Origin of the sequence: Arsenophonus endosymbiont of Aphis craccivora (genome assembly GCF_013460135.1) — a bacterium.
Taxonomy (GTDB): domain Bacteria; phylum Pseudomonadota; class Gammaproteobacteria; order Enterobacterales; family Enterobacteriaceae; genus Arsenophonus; species Arsenophonus nilaparvatae.
Window position 1 is genome coordinate 218,081 of sequence record NZ_CP038155.1, and the last position, 17,242, is coordinate 235,322.

General features: G+C 38.9%; 8 protein-coding genes and 5 pseudogenes. 6 read left to right on the top strand and 7 right to left on the bottom strand.

Features of this window, described 5'->3' with window-relative positions:
* Nucleotides 1-30: 30 nt before the first annotated feature.
* A pseudogene (locus E3U36_RS12420) lies at nucleotides 31-132 on the top strand (YcbK family protein); the annotation flags it as partial.
* A 51-nt stretch (nucleotides 133-183) separates the two neighbouring features.
* Nucleotides 184-816, top strand: a complete 633-nt coding sequence (locus tag E3U36_RS01140) for an MBL fold metallo-hydrolase (RefSeq protein ID WP_180816826.1) — start codon at nucleotides 184-186, stop codon at nucleotides 814-816.
* 101 nt (nucleotides 817-917) lie between these two features.
* On the opposite strand, the pseudogene E3U36_RS01145 reads toward E3U36_RS01140, so the two are convergent.
* From E3U36_RS01145 to pncB, 4 genes and pseudogenes are all read right to left on the bottom strand, one after another.
* Nucleotides 918-2,062 (bottom strand): annotated as a pseudogene (locus tag E3U36_RS01145) (amino acid aminotransferase).
* 244 nt (nucleotides 2,063-2,306) lie between these two features.
* The gene (locus E3U36_RS01150) at nucleotides 2,307-3,425 is read right to left on the bottom strand and encodes a porin (protein ID WP_304488603.1); all 1,119 of its coding nucleotides are present in this window, start codon (nucleotides 3,423-3,425) and stop codon (nucleotides 2,307-2,309) included.
* A gap of 306 nt (nucleotides 3,426-3,731) precedes the next feature.
* Nucleotides 3,732-5,132 (bottom strand): asparagine--tRNA ligase, encoded by a 1,401-nt coding sequence (gene asnS, locus E3U36_RS01155; protein ID WP_180816827.1) that lies wholly within the window; start codon nucleotides 5,130-5,132, stop codon nucleotides 3,732-3,734.
* Nucleotides 5,133-5,324: 192 nt separating this feature from the next.
* The gene (gene pncB / locus E3U36_RS01160; protein WP_180816828.1) at nucleotides 5,325-6,554 is read right to left on the bottom strand and encodes a nicotinate phosphoribosyltransferase; all 1,230 of its coding nucleotides are present in this window, start codon (nucleotides 6,552-6,554) and stop codon (nucleotides 5,325-5,327) included.
* Between the two features lie 336 nt (nucleotides 6,555-6,890).
* Here pncB and pepN point away from each other — a divergent pair.
* The 3 genes and pseudogenes from pepN to E3U36_RS01175 all read left to right on the top strand — a co-directional run bounded on the left by pepN (nucleotide 6,891) and on the right by E3U36_RS01175 (nucleotide 12,181).
* Nucleotides 6,891-9,512: pseudogene (gene pepN / locus E3U36_RS01165) on the top strand (aminopeptidase N).
* A 308-nt stretch (nucleotides 9,513-9,820) separates the two neighbouring features.
* Nucleotides 9,821-10,831 carry a quinone-dependent dihydroorotate dehydrogenase gene (pyrD, locus tag E3U36_RS01170; RefSeq protein ID WP_180816829.1) on the top strand — a complete coding sequence of 337 codons (1,011 nt, stop codon included), beginning with the start codon at nucleotides 9,821-9,823 and terminating at the stop codon, nucleotides 10,829-10,831.
* Between the two features lie 426 nt (nucleotides 10,832-11,257).
* Complete coding sequence (locus E3U36_RS01175) at nucleotides 11,258-12,181, top strand: IS5 family transposase (RefSeq protein ID WP_180816509.1); 924 nt, start codon at nucleotides 11,258-11,260, stop codon at nucleotides 12,179-12,181.
* 56 nt (nucleotides 12,182-12,237) lie between these two features.
* Here the strand turns inward: E3U36_RS01175 and E3U36_RS01180 are convergent.
* Nucleotides 12,238-13,177 (bottom strand): annotated as a pseudogene (locus tag E3U36_RS01180) (phosphoenolpyruvate carboxylase); the annotation flags it as partial.
* Between the two features lie 406 nt (nucleotides 13,178-13,583).
* Nucleotides 13,584-16,025, bottom strand: a pseudogene (locus E3U36_RS01185) (bifunctional aspartate kinase/homoserine dehydrogenase II).
* Nucleotides 16,026-16,441: 416 nt separating this feature from the next.
* Here E3U36_RS01185 and metJ point away from each other — a divergent pair.
* A complete protein-coding gene (gene metJ / locus E3U36_RS01190) occupies nucleotides 16,442-16,759 on the top strand; it encodes a met regulon transcriptional regulator MetJ (RefSeq protein WP_180816830.1) in 318 nt (105 codons plus the stop codon).
* Nucleotides 16,760-16,941: 182 nt separating this feature from the next.
* Here metJ and rpmE read toward each other — a convergent pair whose 3' ends face one another.
* Complete coding sequence (gene rpmE / locus E3U36_RS01195; protein WP_032116035.1) at nucleotides 16,942-17,157, bottom strand: 50S ribosomal protein L31; 216 nt, start codon at nucleotides 17,155-17,157, stop codon at nucleotides 16,942-16,944.
* Nucleotides 17,158-17,242: the final 85 nt, after the last annotated feature.

Below are 17,242 nucleotides of genomic sequence, written 5' to 3' on the forward strand. Positions count from 1 at the left end.
TTAATATTCCAGGTAGGATACCCATTTATCTTTATTCGCAAAGCAGCATTAAAAATGCGAGCAGGCGGAGTAGGCTATTATCCTAATAGTAATTTTGTCCATATTGATACAGGACCGGTCAGAAAATGGTAAGCTATTAGATTATTAAATAAATTTTTATTTAAATAATGGACTTACTACCATATGAAATTTGATATTATTCCTGTAACCGATTTTAGGCAGAATTGTACGCTAATTTGGGATGAAAAGAGCTTGGATGCCGTTATTGTTGATCCGGGTGGTGAAGTAGCAAAATTAATTGCAGAAATTACAAAGCGTTCATTAAATTTACAGTATATTTTATTAACCCATGGTCATTTTGATCATGTTGGTGGCTGTGCTGAGTTAGCATCGTATTTCTCGGTGCCAATTTATGGTCCGCAAAAAGAAGATGAATTTTTGATCTACGAATTGGCAATTCAAAGCCAAATGTTTGGTGTTGCGCAATGTCCGGACTTTACGCCAGATCGCTACTTGCAAGATGGTGATGAAATTACTTTTGCTGACATTAAACTGGCTGTTCTACATTGCCCAGGCCATACGCCTGGACATATTATCTTTGTTAATCATGCAGATAAGATCATTTCTATGGGAGATGTACTTTTCCAGGGTGGTGTTGGCCGCACTGATTTCCCTAAAGGTGATCATGCAACATTAATCCACTCAATTAAAACAAAAATTTTGCCCCTTGGTGATGATTATCAATTTATTCCCGGTCATGGGCCAATGTCTAATTTGGCGGCTGAACGGCAATTTAATCCCTTCTTACAAGGCTAGTTTTATTCAGTTACCACAATTTCGCCGTTAGGCTTTTAATAATAAAAACCGATTAGGGTATTGGCCTAATCGGTAACTGTCTGAATTAACAGTTTGTTTCTTTATAATACGTCAATGATAGCTTTGCATAAAGGAACCATATTCTCTAACGTTAAGCCAGCGATGTTAATACGACCTGAACAATTGCATAGATAGCATGTTTTTCACGTAGCTGAGTTACTTGTTCTTCATTAAGACCACTAAAAGAGAACATACCGTTTTGTTTACTAATAAAACTAAAATCTTGCTTAACGCCTTTTTCTTGTAATGTATTTACAAATAGCTGTCGCATACGTTGGATGCGCTGCCGCATGGTTGTCAGCTCTTCGATCCACTCTTTCTTTAGTAATTCATCGGATAAAATCGTGGTAACAATGGCTGCACCGTGGGCTGGAAGATTAGAATAGTTTGTTCGGATAATCGATTTTATTTGACTAAAGGCTCGCTCTGCTTGATCACTATTATTGGCAACAATTGTACAGGCACCAACTCGTCCATTATATAAGCCAAAATTTTTCGAGTAGGAACTGGCAATAATGATTTCAGGTTTTTTGTTGGTAAAAATACGTAAACCTTGCGCATCTTCGTCCAGGCCTTTAGCAAAACCTTGGTAGGCAAAATCAAAAACCGGCAATAAGTTTTTTTCAGCTGCCAGAGTAGACAAAATTTCCCATTGTTCTGGTGTTGGGTCGATGCGGGTCGGGTTATGACAGCAACCATGTAGCAATAATACATCACCAGGTTTTGCATCTTCTAAGCTACTTAACATGCCAGCAAAATCCAGATTATGCTTTTCAGCATCATAGTAATTGTAATGACAACATGTCAGGACAGCCGCTTTAAATACATTCTGGTGATTTGGTCAGGTTGGTTGGCTGATCCAGCCGCGTTGGGCAGAGGTTTGTTTAGCAATAAATTCAGCAGCAATATGCAATGCACCGGTGCCGCCTGGCGTCTGTGAAGTGCGAGCTCGGTTTTCGGCAATTATTGGATGGTTGTTGCCAAACATTAAGGTTTGATTAACGGTGGCAAATTCGGCTATCCCGCTGATAGCAAGATAATTTTTAGTCACTTCGTTGTCTAACAGATATTTTTCTGCTTTTTTGACGGAAGAAAAAATGCGGGTTTTCCCTGACTCATCCTTGTAAACACCAATACCTAAATTGATTTTTTGTTTACGCGGATCAGCAATAATATTTTCCAACATATTTATAATTCCAATGACTCAATTGTGATTTGGTAATCGAGGGATCTCAGGTTAACTCGATGAAAATGATTTGCTAACACTCTGAGGTAAAAATAAGGCAAACTTATGATATTAGATTCGGTTGATATTGTTTTGCCGGTAACAATATTTTACCAATTAACGTAAATTCGAAAAACAGCGCTTTAGCGCTGTTTTTCTAATTTACGTTTTCACTTTTACTGTTTAAATCACCGCTAAGCGATAATTAGAACTGGTAAACTAAACCTAAACCAACAAGGTTGTCTCTGCCAATACCATATTTATCAGCAAAGCCATTGTTGCCATTGATTAGGTTAATTTTGTAATCAAAAACTGCGGTCAGGTTTTTGTTGAAATAGTAGAAAGCACCTAGAGAAACGTATTTCACTAAATCTTGCTTATCAGTACCTGGTGGTAAATCTTTACCTTTAGACTGTACATAAGAAATAGATGGTTTCAGACCGATTTCGTCAAACAGATACTGACCAACCAATTCAAAGTTTTCAGTTTTGTTAGCGATTAGCGTTCCGGTAGGATTATCAGCAGTTACTTTACCATTACCAAAACGAGTCATATTAACGGTTTCGCCGTACATCGCTGCCAGATACAGGTTGTTAGCATCATATTTGATACCTGCGTTCCAGGCTTCAGCACTATTACCGCCAGCGCCGCTTTCGGTTTTTTTCGCATCAGTCAGGCCACGATTAGATTTGGCATAACCGGCACCCAATGTAACGCCCCAGCCGATATCGTAGTTAGCCGCTAAACCGAAACCGTCACCATTATTTTTCAGGTAATTTGAGCTGCCTGATTTATTACTCGAAGTATTTTTGCCTTGATACTGTAGGGCGAAGTTTAAGCCATCGACCAGACCAAAGAAATCAGTACTACGGTAAGTTAACAGGTTACGGTTACGGCCAGTCAAGTAGCTGTCAGCCTGAGACATAGAGTCTGCACCATAAAGAGGCAAAACGTCAGTCCAAGCGTTGACATCATACAGAACGCCATAGTTGCGACCATAGTCGAATGAACCAAAGTCAGCAATTTTTAAACCGGCATAAGCTAGACGGTTTGTGTTTTCGTTCTCAGCTTCACTTCTGTTGGTTTTAGTTTCCCATTCGAAACGACCAAAACCAGTTAGCTGATCAGAGATTTGAGTATCACCTTTTATACCAAGATGAACACGCGAATCATCGCCTTCACTGCTTTTGACAAAGAAGTGACGAACGTAAACTTTACCGTATAGATCCAGTTTTTTGCCGTCTTTGTTATAGATTTCAGCTGCGTTTGCTGTACCAGCTAACAACGCCGGGATAACTATTGCAAGAATATTGCGCTTTATCATTATTATTACCCTCATTGGTGTTATTCGGACACCTACCACTGCCAAAAATAAATTCTCAACCATTGGGAACTATCTTTAAGAGTTTAGTGTCGTCTCGTTTCTGCGTCCAGTGTTCCATTGGTAAATATTTTTATCTACCCTAAAAATGATACAAAAATACAACAACTGTAACAAAAGGAAATAATATGTTTCAAAATATAAATAAAAGGGAACTTTTTGCTATTTATCATAATTAAAAATAAAAAGGCCAGGGGTATACTGGCCAGTTATCATTATAATATTTATTCGTTTTTTAAGATTAAATATTTAAAAGCTTGCGTTACGTGGAGTACGAGGAAATGGAATGGTTTCACGAATATTTTGTACGCCAGTGACATAAGCGACCAGGCGTTCAAATCCGAGTCCAAATCCGGCGTGGGGTACGGTACCATAACGGCGCAGATCGCGATACCAGCTGTAATCTTGTTGGTTAAGTCCCATTTCTTCCATCCGGGCATCCAATTTATTCAATCGCTCTTCACGCTGAGAGCCACCAATAATTTCGCCAATACCTGGCGCTAATATATCCATGGCAGCAACAGTTTTATTGTCATCATTCAGACGCATATAAAAAGCTTTGATATCTTTTGGATAATTTTTGACCACTACGGGTGCTTTGAAATGTTGCTCAGCTAAATAACGTTCATGCTCAGAAGAGAGATCAATACCCCAAGCCACTGGATTTTCGAAGGATTGACCCGACTGTTTTAACACTTTAATAGCATCGCTGTAGTCAACTTGAGCAAAATCCGAAGCAACAAATTTTTCCAACCGGTTGATGACGTCTTTATCGATCCGTTCGGCAAAAAAGGTTAAGTCATCATGGCGTTCTTGCAAAACCGCTTTGAAGACATATTTTAACATTTTCTCGGCCAGGCTGGCGATATCGTTCAAGTCGGCAAAAGCGACTTCAGGCTCAACCATCCAGAATTCAGCCAAATGGCGGCTGGTGTTAGAGTTTTCTGCGCGAAACGTTGGGCCAAAGGTATAAATTTTGCTTAATGCACAGGCATAAGCTTCGCCATTTAGCTGACCGGATACGGTTAGAAATGCTTCCCGACCAAAAAAGTCTTTATCAAAATTAATATCCCCTTTTTCAGTACGCGGAATATTCTGTAAATCTAATGTTGAGACGCGGAACATTTCACCGGCACCTTCGGTATCGGAGGCGGTGATAATGGGGGTTGAGACCCAAAGATAGCTTTCTTCATGAAAGAAACGATGAATAGCTTGGGCTAGCGTATTGCGAACACGGGCAACGGCGCCGATAAGATTGGTGCGTGGACGCAGATGTGCCACTTCACGTAAATATTCGACACTATGACGCTTAGCAGCCATTGGATAACTATCAGGATTTTCCACCATACCGACCACAACAACCTGAGTGGCAGATAATTCAAAATTTTGGCCTTGACCTTCTGATGACTTCACGATCCCGGTTACTTCAACCGAGCAACCGGTGGTCAGATGTAAAACTTCGGTTCCATAATTATCTAGTTCATTATTTACAATAGCCTGTAATGGATTAAAGCAGGAACCGTCATAGACGGCGAGGAACGAGAAACCGGCTTTTGAATCTCTCCTTGTACGTACCCAGCCACGAACGGTTACTTCTTCGCCTACCGCTACACGGCCTTGTAGTACTTCGACTACAGGCGCTATGTTCATAAAATACTCTCTTTTGATATTTAGTTGTTTAAAGTTGGTCCCGATTGGGGAAGGCCTTATGTTACTTTTCCTCGCGTAAGAAACAAGTAAAAATAGCAAGTTTAAAATGGGAATAACCAGATAAAAAGGCCTTTGTAATAAGAATTTAATTTATCCTGCTGCAACAATCGATAAAATAACTTGCCATAATAATCAGTTAGGTTTGTTATCAATCCGCTTCGTTGTACTTGGGATATCAAAAGCTTTCTTTAAGCGAACAATAAATTCATCGTCATCACAGATGGTTTTTCCTGGGCTATCAGACAATTTAGCGACGGGTTTACCATTATATTCAACCAATTTAATCACAATATTAAGCGGTTTAACCTGAGGGAGATTGCAGGTTAAACGGGTTCCAATACCAAAAATAAGATTGATACGTTTATAAAAATGTTTATAAAGGATCAATGCTTTTTGTAAATCAAGGTTATCTGAAAAAACCAGCGTTTTACTCATCGGATCGATAGCCAGCTTTTTATAATGACTAATTGCTTTTTCACCCCATTCTAATGGATCACCCGAGTCATGCCGTAATCCTTGATAACGATTGGCAAAGGTGATATCGAAGTCGCGCAGGAAAGCATCCATCGTAATACAGTCTGTTAGTGCAATGCCTAATTGATTGGGATACTCATCCAGCCAACTTTGCAGCGCCACGCGCTGGCTATTAGCGAGTTCAGCACTAATTTGCTGGTGAGCTTGAAACCACTCATGGGCTTGGGTGCCAACAGGTTTAAGCTGGAGTTGTTGTGCCAGCTTATAATTACTTGTACCGGTAAAATAAGGGAAATGGTTTTTGAGCTCATTGACAATAGCGTATTGCACCGCATGAGAGAAACGTCGGCGAGTACCAAAATCCATTAATTTGAAATTAGCTAAATCAATGTTTTGTGTTGTTGCGTCTTGATAAAAATGCTTAATCAATTTATGTAACTGTTCAATGGCATCTTCGGTTGTTACATTGGGCGAGCGATCGCGGTGGACCAGTTCGCTGATTAAGGCTAATAGAGGTACTTCCCAAAGAATAACCTCACGCCATGGACCACTAATTCTTAGCGCTAACTGATTTTCTTGCGTGGTATAAACATTAACCTGCGTCGGATTGAAGCGAAAATTCTTTAACCAATCGAGATAATCAGCTTTAAAAAAAGGCAGTCCACGCAGATAGCAGTATTCAGTTGGCGTTAATGCAATATTTGCCATTAAATCTATTTGTTGGCGTACAGCCTGAGCATAGTTACCAAGTCGTTCATCACTACGGCAACGAAATTCTGCCACAACCGATACTTGGTTATAGTGATGAAAGACGGCTTGTTGCATATGCAGTTTATAAGCATCAGTATCTAGCAGTGATGTAATGATAGGTGGTGCATCTAAATTCATAATGCGTTAGCTATCCTCGCGGAAGCATTACTCTAGACTTAAAGATAAAATATGCCAGAGTATACCTGTTGATGCTAGTAAGAGTGAAGGCCGTTGCATATATATTTCTGGCGTAGTTATAAAAAATTCTAATCATCTATTTGATATTATCAAATTATTTTTATATCACAGAGTTTTTTGCAGCAATAAATAACATGTTAATAAAAGACCAAACGGATTGAATATTAATCATAGGTATGATTTATGATCAAAAGAAAGAGGTTTTAAGATATCATTATTGCCAAATAATTGACCATATTGAAACATAACAATAATTGATACAGGTAACAATTTACTATGACGCAACAGCGACAAGAGAAATATCGTCAGTATTACCAGGTGCCTGATTACACCATTACCGATATTGAATTGGATTTTGTGCTTGATCCTGCAACCACCATTGTCACTGCCATTAGCCGAGTAAAACGATTAAATTCACAGGCTAATGTGTTGATACTCGATGGCAAAAACCTGATTTTGCACACTATTCATATTGATGATAAACCGTGGACAGCTTATCGTGAAGAGGCAGGAAAACTGATTATTGAATCAGTGCCTGATACTTTTGTTCTGAAGGTAGTTAATGAAATAAATCCGCTAAAAAATACTGTATTAGAAGGGCTTTATGTGTCAGCTGATGTTCTTTGCACTCAGTGTGAGGCAGAAGGTTTCCGTCATATTACCTATTATTTAGATAGACCAGATGTGTTAGCACGTTTTACAACTTGTATTATCGCCGATAAATCCAGCTATCCGTATTTGCTCTCCAATGGTAATCAGATTGACAAAGGAGAAACAAACGATGGCCGTCATTGGGTAAAATGGCAAGATCATTTCCCTAAGCCAAGTTATCTTTTCGCCCTGATAGCAGGTGATTTTGATGTTCTTTATGATAATTATGTTAGCCAAAGTGGCCGTAATGTTACGTTAGCACTTTTTGTCGATAAGGGTAACCTTGATCGGGCTGACTGGGCAATGGTCTCTTTGAAAAATGCCATGCGTTGGGATGAAACACGTTTTGGCTACGAATATGATTTAGATATCTATATGATAGTGGCCGTTGATTGCTTTAATATGGGAGCGATGGAAAATAAAGGACTCAATATTTTCAATGCCAAATATGTGTTGGCCAAAACAGAAACGGCAACGGATAAGGATTATCTGAATATTAAAGCGGTGATTGGTCATGAATATTTTCATAATTGGACGGGTAATCGTATTACTTGCCGAGATTGGTTTCAATTAAGTCTGAAGGAAGGGTTAACCGTTTTTCGCGATCAAGAATTTAGTTCTGATTTGGGTTCTCGTTCGGTAAATCGGATTGAAAATGTCAGTCTGATGCGCGCGCACCAATTTGCAGAAGATGCCAGTCCGATGGCGCATCCTATTCGTCCGGAAAAAGTAATAGAAATGAACAACTTCTACACTTTAACCGTTTATGAAAAAGGGGCGGAAGTTATTCGGATGTTGCACACGCTGTTAGGCGAAGAACAGTTTCAGGCAGGTATGAAACTCTATACCGCCCGCCATGATGGTAGTGCCGCAACCTGTGATGATTTCGTGCAAGCGATGCAAGACGCCTCTAATATTGATTTGACTCTCTTTCGTCGTTGGTATAGCCAATTGGGTACACCTTTAGTGACGGTCAGAGATGAATATTTAGCAGAAAAACAGCAATATTTATTGCATATTAGTCAAATCACAGCACCAACGTCAGATCAAGCAGAAAAATTACCATTACATATACCGCTAGATATTGAGCTGTATGATACGCAAGGTAATGTAATTCCATTACAGCATAGTGGTCGTGCTGTGCATTCCGTGCTTAATGTGGTTAAGGTTGAGCAAACTTTTGTTTTTGATCAGGTTAATTCGCCGCCAATACCTTCATTACTGCGTGAATTTTCCGCGCCGGTGAAATTGGATTATTCATACACTGATGAGCAATTAGCATTATTGATGCAATATGCCAGTAATGATTTTGCTCGTTGGGATGCTGCGCAATCACTACTATCGATTTATATTAAAGAGAATGTCGTACGCCAACAGCAGCGGGAAGATTTAATATTGCCGCAGCATATTATTGATGCATTCAAATCTGTTTTACTTGATGAAGCCTGTGATCCGGCTTTAAAAGCGCAGCTATTTACTTTACCTTCAGAAAATGAAGTCGCTGAGTGGGTTGCTATCATCGATGCGATAGCTATCCATAATGTTATTAACTTTATTATCCAAAAATTTGCCAATGAAATGGCGGCTTAATTTGTTGCCGTTTATTATGCCAATAAAATGACCGAGTATCGAATCGATCATGGGAATATTGCCAAACATTCTTTGCGAAATAGATGCTTATTTTATCTGGCTTTTGGCCATGATAAGTAACAAGCGAATAAGTATGTCACCGAGCAATATTATCAGGCTAATAATATGACTGACACGATGGCGGCTTTTAGTGCTGCGGTAGCGGCCCAATTACCGAGTTGTCAACAGCTGATGGCAGAGTTTGAACAGCGTTGGCGTCATGATGGTTTGATAATGGATAAATGGTTTATGCTACAAGCCACCAGTCCAGCTAAAAATGTTTTGTCAACAGTACGTACTTTATTTACTCATCCGACATTTAGTATGGAGAATCCTAATCGAGTACGTGCCCTGATTGGAACTTTTGTTGCGCAGAATCCGACAGCGTTTCATGCTGAGGGTGGTACTGGCTATCAGTTTTTAGTGGAAATGTTAATTATTTTAAATAGCAGCAATCCGCAGGTTGCTTCTCGTTTGATAGAGCAGTTGATTCGTCTAAGACGCTATGATGAAACACGTCAAAATCTGATGTATCAGGCGTTAACACAGTTAAAACAGTTAGATAATCTTTCCGCTAATCTATTTGAAAAAATTACTAAGGCGTTGAAAAACCAATAGCATTTTATTTTTTTACTAGGTTACCAGCGTTTTCCTTCATAAAAACGATTACTTAAATAAGATATCCCTTTTTTTATAAGATTATCTGGGGGGGATATCTATCAGTTTGCTTTTATCTATTATTTTTAAAAACTTAAATGATAAAAAGCAGTGTCATATTAGGCATATTTAAATTATCATGATCATCTGTACATACCATTGAGATTTGCTGATAAATTTAGCAATAGACTGTTTTTTTAGAATAAAAAACGGCAAATGGTTTCTACGACTAAATAATTTACATTATATATCAAAAAAAGGTACAGCTAATGTTTTATCCCCTTATCAGAAAGGCGCTATTTCGCTTAAATCCAGAGCAAGCTCATGAAATTACCTTCCGGCAGCTTAAATATATCATGCATTCGCCACTTAAGTTTTTGATCCAGCAGTCGGTCAATTTTAAGCCAACGACTTGTATGGGATTGACATTTAAGAATCCATTGGGATTAGCGGCCGGTCTTGATAAAGATGGTGAATGTATTGATGCTTTTGGCGCGATGGGATTTGGTTTCGTAGAAATAGGGACGGTTACACCTCGCCCACAACCTGGTAATGAAAAACCTCGGCTGTTCCGTCTGGTTGAAGCTGAAGGGCTTATCAACCGCATGGGATTTAATAATCTAGGTGTTGATAACCTGGTTGAGAATGTTAAAAAAGTGAAGTACGACGGTATTATTGGGATTAACATTGGCAAAAATAAAGATACACCGATTGAACAGGGTAAAGACGATTATTTAATTTGCATGGAAAAAATTTATTCATATGCAGGTTATATTGCTGTCAATATTTCTTCACCTAATACGCCAGATTTAAGATTGTTACAATATGGTGAAGCATTGGATGATTTATTGCAGTCAATTAAAAATAAACAACACTTATTAGCACAACAATACCAAAAGTATGTTCCTGTGGTGGTAAAAATTGCGCCTGATTTAACCGAAAAAGAGATTATTCAAATTAGCAATAGCTTAATTCGCCACCAGATTGATGGCGTTGTGGCCACAAATACAACTTTAGATCGGAATTTAGTGAAAGGATTAAGGTATTCAGAAGAAGCTGGTGGATTGAGCGGCCGACCTGTGCAATTGAAAAGCACTGAAATTGTGCGGTTGCTAACCAAGGAGTTAAAAGGACAGTTGCCAATCATGGCTGCAGGTGGAATTGATTCTTTGGTTGCAGCAAGAGAAAAATTGGCAGCAGGGGCATCATTGTTACAAGTTTATTCCGGATTTATTTATCACGGTCCTAAATTAATTAAAAATATTGTTAATTATATTTAATTTTAATTTTAATTTTAATTTTAATTTTAATTTTAATTTTAATTTTAATTTTAATTTTAATTTTAATTTTAATTTTAATTTTAATTTTAATTTATGATTATAAAAAATTGACTGCTTTTTTATATATTAATATTTATTTTGTAATCTGATAATTTATTAAATTCATGATTTTCTTTGAATATCTTTACGTAAAAACTCGAAATTTTTTCTATTATTTATTTTATAGAAGTACTTTTTATCTTAATTTTAATGAGTATGGATTTTAAGCTTGTAAATAGTGTGATCAGATTTAGGGGTGATAAATGAAAAGAAAACCCAATAATCAGTGGCGCTGGTATTACGATAATAAACGGCTTTGTTGAATAAATCGAACTTTTAGGTGATTGGCGGAGCTGATCGCTAAATTCGTTTCAACATCAGGTCCCCATGGCAAAGCAAAAGTTTAAAATTACCAACTGGCCCGCGTACAACAAGGCACTCAGACAACGCGGTTCCCTGACGGTCTGGCTTGATGAGTCGGCCATCGCTGGATGGACTGACAGTTCTTCGCCTGAAGGTCGTGGCCGGCCGCTTTACTACAGCGATATGGCTGTTACCACTGTCCTGATGATGAAGCGTGTGTTTAACCTGTCGCTCCGGGCATTACAGGGCTTCGTTGATTCGATTTTTAAACTCATGTCTTTGCCGCTGTGCTGTCCGGACTACTCGCTGGTCAGCAGACGAGCAAAGAGCGTCAACATCAGCATAAAAACGCCAACGCGTGGTGAAATCTCGCATCTGGTCATCGACAGTACCGGTCTGAAGGTCTTTGGCGAAGGTGAATGGAAAGTCAGGCAGCATGGGGCTGACAGACGAAGAGTGTGGCGCAAGCTTCATCTGGCAGCAGACAGTGTGACTCATGAGATTATCTGTGCCGACTTATCGCTCAGCGGAACGACAGATGCGCAGGCACTGCCGGGCCTGATTAACCAAACCCACCGGAAAATCAGGGAAGTGTTAGCAGACGGTGCTTATGACGCCTGTTACTGCCACGACGCGTTGCTAAGAAAGAAAATCAGGCCCCTTATCCCGCCGCGAAGCGGAGCGAAATACTGGCCGGATAAGTACCATGAACGTAACCATGCGGTGGCGAATCAGCGTCTGAGCAGGAGTAATGATATGTGGAAAAAGAAAGTGGGTTATCACCGGCGTTCAGTGGCAGAAACAGCGATGTTCCGCATAAAAACTTTGCTGGGTGGCCATCTGAGGCTGCGTGACTATGAGGCTCAGGTAGGTGAAGCAATGGCGATGGTCAAAGCGCTGAACCGTATGACGTTGTTGGGTATGCCACACAGCGTCAGGATCGGATAACAGCTGTAGCAGAGGGAGCCATCCTGGCGGCTAATTCTGATTTATTCAACAAAGCCAATCTGGCGATAAGGCTCATCAATATCATCACCACCGGCTAATTGTCGAAGTTCAGCCGTTGCTTCTGACATCGATAACTCAGAGACCAAGATTTGAATATCAGCTAAAAAAAGTTCAGCCGCTTTCCAGCGACTTAGTAAAAGCGCTTCTCGGGTGACTTCGGCAGTAACAAAGGGATTACCGTCACGATCTCCTCCCATCCAGGAAGTGAATCGGATCAAATTAGTGTCAACAGGCAAATTAATCGTCAAACTGGTTTCAAGCTGCTCATTCAGTTCACGTAAAAAAGCAGGAACCCCTTCCCATAATGAGTTTTCAACTACCGTAAATCCCCACTTAGCTTCATCAATCGGTGTAGGGCGATTTTTACGGATTTCATCGGTATGCCAGCACTGTGCAATTAATTGACGTAAACGTCGCATAATATTATTACGTTCATAATCCACTAAATCATCATGATCTAACTGTGCCAGACAGGTATTCACTTCAATCAATTTGTGAATTAAAGTGCGGCGCGCAATTTCTGTTGGATGGGCAGTTAATACTAATTCAATTGATAATTCATCGATCGCTTTTGTTATCACCTTATTAGTAAATTTTTTCCTTTAAGCGAGTAAAAAGCTTGGCTAATACCTCAGGATTACTAGATGCCTCACCATGAGGAGAAATGCTATAGTATTGCTCTGCGACATTGGCTAGATTAAGAAATTGATTAAATGCCCTGGCAACAGGAAGAAGTTCATCATTAGAGAGATTTTGTAATGTTTTCAATAAAGCTTGACTTTGTGCTTTATTTCCTGCCCTAGAAGATTTTGATAATTTACGGATAGATTCTACTTTATTTAAAATATCCTCACCCAAAGCATTTTTAATTGTATCACCTAATAATTTACCTAACATGCTGACATTACTGCGCATCGCGGAATATTGTTGATCCATTAAGACTCCCTAACTTTCACTGGCTAAAAGCTTACTTATGCATTATTGAAGTTGAGACTATTTTATCAGTCGATAATTACCTTTTCTCATTCTCACGCTAAAAATAGAATCGCCAAATAATAACACTATCTGATCATATAACGGATATCTGCTTTATCATCAAATCTAAATCTAGATCAAAAAGTATGGCATCTTTATAAAATTTTATAATTGACTGATTGCCACTATAAAGATTATTTCAGTGCAAGGTAGGGTGCAATTTCAGGAAATTGTTGAATGAATGACTAGCTAGCCAATATTGTTAACCATCGAAAAGACTTCACCAACAAACAGAGGAATAACTCCTCTGCTTTTGTTGACTATGAATTAATGTAGAAGCAAAGATATTATGCTGTTATTATGGCGATCAAATCAATTGTGATAAGCGATTAAGATCAGACTGAATTGCGCCCGCCGTCACATCACGTCCAGCACCAGGCCCCCTAATTATTAACGGATTATCACGATACCAACGACTTTTTAGGGCAAAAACATTATCACCGGGTAATAAGGCGGCCAATGGATGATCAGGCAGAACAGCTTCAACACCGACTTTGGCGCGTTTCTTAGTGGCATCAAAGCGAGCAACATAACGCAACACCATGCCCATTTCCTGAGCAGCCTGGAAACGTTGTGCCATTTGTTCATTAATGACAATACTATTTTCAAAAAACGCATCCAGATCACCGGCTGCAGCTTCGGCGGGAACTAATGACTGAACTCGTACCTGTTCAGGTTCAATTTCATAGCCCGCTTCACGTGCCAAAATGATCAATTTATGCATCACATCTTGCCCAGAAAGATCAATTCGTGGATCTGGCTCGGTTAAGCCTTGCTGCCAAGCTTGCTCAACCAATTGAGTAAACGGTACCGTGCCATCGAATTGTAAAAATAACCAAGATAAGGTACCAGAAAAAACACCACTAATATAAAAGATATTATCACCACTCTCTTTTAAATCACGGACAGTATAATTTATTGGTAATCCCGCCCCGACTGTCGCGTTATACAGCCAGTATCGACCTGTTTTTGCAAAAGCATCACGGATCTGACGGTAGTCATCGCTCGCTAGAGCGCCGGTTATCTTATTAGCACTGATTAGATGAAAACCGTAACTCGCAAAATCAAGATAACTTTTGGCTAATAAGTCACTGGCTGTTATATCCAATATAACCAGATCATCAAACGGATGATCTCGCATCCAAAGAAAAAGCGCTTCATCTTGATGGATTGTGGCTTCATGATCAAAAAAAGCTAATACTCTACTTGGATCGATGCCCTCATAATTTAACAAGCTACGGCAACTATCGACTACACCTGCCAGAATAAATTCAAAATCACTACGAGCGGAAATCGTTTTTTGCTCGGTAGCAAATAATTCCAGCAAGCGAGAACCAATATTACCTTTACCAAACAGAACCAAGCCAATACGTTTTTCCGCCCGAAATAAGCTATGGTGTAATCCCTGAACCAAATGTGATGTTTGAGTTGCGCGCAAAACAGCAACCAGGCTTATTTCTTCTTCAGAATGCTAAATAAATTCAACCGGTTGATCTTTTAATTGTTGATAGAAACGATGACTATGCAGGGGATTTTTACCAACGCCCGCCCCGACAATTGCCACTAAAGAAAAATGATCACGTAATGATAATTTTTCTACTACCACCATCTCCTTTAATAGCGCTAGAGCACTAGCAGCAACTTCAGAGTTATAACATAACTGGATCAATTTTCGATCTGGATGTAAACCAATCGCTAATGGCCACAATTGATTTCGCTTTAGTAATAAATCGATATCTTTATAGATTTGGCTAAAATTTTGCTGAGTTGCCACGATTAATTCGACCAGACAAACATCATCATGGCTGGTAACAATTTTGACACCCGTACCTGATGCCAAAACACGCTCTATTTTTGTCGAACCCTGCTCAGGCTGATAACTACATCTAAGTTGTAAATCAATATTAGTGACTGAAATTGGCTGTAAAGTGCGAGTATGAAGCACTGGTGCCGCTAAACGCGCTAATTCACTAGCTTCATCAAGGCGTAAGAGTGGCAGTAAACAAGCATCTTTGACTTTGCGTGGATCAGCACTGTATACACCCGCAACATCACTCCAGATAGTTACTTTATTAACCTCCGCTAACGCCCCCACTTGGGTTGCTAAATAATCACTACCATTACGCCCTAGTAATACCGTTTTACCTTGTTTACTTTGGGCAATAAAACCCGTTACTACCAACCGTTTATTGGCATGTTGTTGCAAAAGCTGTTGTAATAATGGGCGTGATAGGGTTTCATCTACTTGAGGTTGAGCTGCAAACTCTGCACGCAAGAAAAGCCGTGCATCTAACCAATGACTAGCCAAACCGAATTCTTCTAATACCGCTGACATCAAACGCGCAGACCAAATTTCTCCATGGCCAACAATTTCTGCATAAACATCAGCATGACTTGGTTTATCTACTAACGTGCTTAAACGATCAAGCTCAGCTAAAAAAGCCGACTTTACTATCTGTGCTTTTTTGTCAGGTAATAGCCCAATTATAAGATCTTGTTGATAACGGCGAATTGCCTGCTGTACCTGATTGGCTAAAACACTATCTGTTTGACTTAATTTCAGCCAATCAATTAACTAATTGGTTGTTGTTCCTGCCGCAGATACCACCATTAACTCACCTGGCTGGCTATAATTTGCCATGATATTAGCGACTCGCTGATAACATTTCACATCAGCCAAACTACTACCACCAAATTTATGTAATTGACGATGGTGATATTTTACTGCTCCCGCTGTCACTGCATTCATGATAAAAAGTTACCTCTTCGCTACTAGCTGAAACGCATTACCTAAATCTTCAATAGCTACTGAAAAACTTAATAAATTTTTATTGGTAGTTGCTAGCTTACATCAAATAATACCCTGCTAATATATCACTTAACCAATGACATATGGTTAACATTATTGGTTCAACTAACATAATATCTATTCACTAAAAAAATTAAAAAGATAATCAAATATAACCAAATGGACATGAAGATGTTAATACATCTGGAAATCCAAAATACTTTACGTTTAAATCAAGTAATGGGATAATTATCAATATTACACCGGACAATAAACGATAGAATATTAGAAACTTATTAAACAAATTTTTACCAATTAAGGCTATATTTATACAGCAACTAAATTCTTCTATTGATTGACTTAACTTAAGGTATCCCATGGCTGAGTGGAATGGTGATTATGTTAGCCCTTATGCTGAACATGGTAAAAAAAGCGAGCAAGTAAAAAAGATCACAGTATCTATCCCATTAAAAGTACTTAAAATTTTGACAGACGAGCGCACTCGTAGACAAATTAATAATTTACGCCATGCAACAAACAGTGAATTGCTATGTGAAGCGTTTTTACACGCCTTCACTGGGCAACCGTTGCCAAATGACGATGATTTACGTAAAGAACGTGATGATGAGATTCCAGAAGCAGCAAAAATCGTTATGCGCCAAAAAGGTATTGATCCAGATACATGGGAATATTGAATATTAATTATTTGTCTTATTCTTTAAAGATCAAATAACTAAAGTTTTTTGTAAAAATATTCTTAGTTTAATTGTTTTTAATTCAACAAATTTGGTTTTATATAACAGTAACACCCCGATATTAAGCGAAGTGTTACTCCTATATTATAAGCATGATTTTGGCTTGTATCATTGAGCCATTATTATTTTTTCATGCCTGGAATATTGAATCGCTGCTTGAAGCGATCAACACGGCCGCCGGCAGCCACATCACGCTGTTTACCTGTATAGAATGGATGACATTTACCACAAACATCCAAATTCAGATCATGATTAACAGTTGATTTAATTTTCATTACATTACCGCAAGAACAAGTCGCAGTAACTTCTTCATATTTAGGGTGAATATCTTTTTTCATAGAAAACCTCTACTTAGGCCGCATCGCTATCTAACCCTAACGCTAGACACCATACGTCAAATCGATTAAGAATAGTGTTTAATCA